General features: G+C 51.7%; 1 protein-coding gene. It reads right to left on the bottom strand.

Annotation, left to right across the window (positions count from 1 at the left end):
* Window positions 1–1,039 (bottom strand): elongation factor Tu (tuf, locus tag COV52_00185; GenBank protein PIR12161.1); only part of this gene is annotated, 1,039 nt, incomplete at its 3' end.
* Window positions 1,040–1,066: the final 27 nt, after the last annotated feature.

The raw sequence follows: 1,066 nt of genomic DNA, 5'->3' as shown, positions 1-1,066 counted from the left end.
CTGTAATTTTAACCACAACACCGGCGCCGACGGTACGACCACCTTCACGAATCGCAAAGCGCAAACCTTCGTCCATCGCAATCGGTGCAATCAAGTGTACGTTAATGTTCACGTTATCACCCGGCATCACCATCTCTACGCCTTCAGGAAGAATCACTTCACCTGTTACGTCTGTCGTACGGAAGTAAAACTGTGGACGGTAACCTTTAAAGAATGGCGTGTGACGTCCACCCTCTTCTTTCGTCAATACGTACACTTCCGCTTCAAACTTCGTGTGCGGCTTGATCGAACCGGGGTGCGCCAATACCTGACCACGCTCAACGTCTTCACGCTTCGTACCACGTAACAAAACACCCACGTTGTCGCCCGCACGACCTTCGTCTAGCAACTTACGGAACATCTCAACGCCCGTGCACGTCGTCTTTTGAGTGTCTTTCAAACCGACAATCTCAACTTCCTCGCCCACTTTCACAATACCGCGCTCAACACGACCCGTAACCACCGTACCTCGGCCTGAAATCGAAAACACGTCTTCGATCGGCAACAAGAATGGCATGTCCACTGGACGCTCTGGCTCTGGAATGTATGAGTCCATCGCCTCTACCAACCTCATGATCGATGGAATACCAATTTCGCTCTCATCGCCTTCCAACGCCTTCAACGCCGAACCCACGATCACAGGAATATCATCACCCGGAAAATCGTAGCTTGACAACAATTCACGCACTTCCATTTCAACCAATTCTAACAACTCAGCGTCATCAACCATGTCCGCTTTGTTCAAGTAAACCACGATTGAAGGCACACCCACCTGGCGAGCCAACAAAATGTGTTCACGAGTCTGTGGCATCGGACCATCGGCCGCGTTCACCACCAAAATCGCTCCGTCCATCTGTGCCGCACCCGTGATCATGTTCTTCACATAATCCGCGTGCCCCGGGCAGTCTACGTGTGCGTAGTGACGGTTGTTGCTCTCGTATTCCACGTGCGCTGTCGAAATCGTAATACCACGCGCTTTCTCTTCTGGCGCACTGTCAATTTGGTCGTAGCCTTTCGCTTCACCACC

It is taken from the genome of Gammaproteobacteria bacterium CG11_big_fil_rev_8_21_14_0_20_46_22, from assembly GCA_002796245.1.
GTDB lineage: Bacteria > Pseudomonadota > Gammaproteobacteria > UBA12402 > UBA12402 > 1-14-0-20-46-22.
This window is presented reverse-complemented; position numbering and strand designations above follow the sequence as displayed.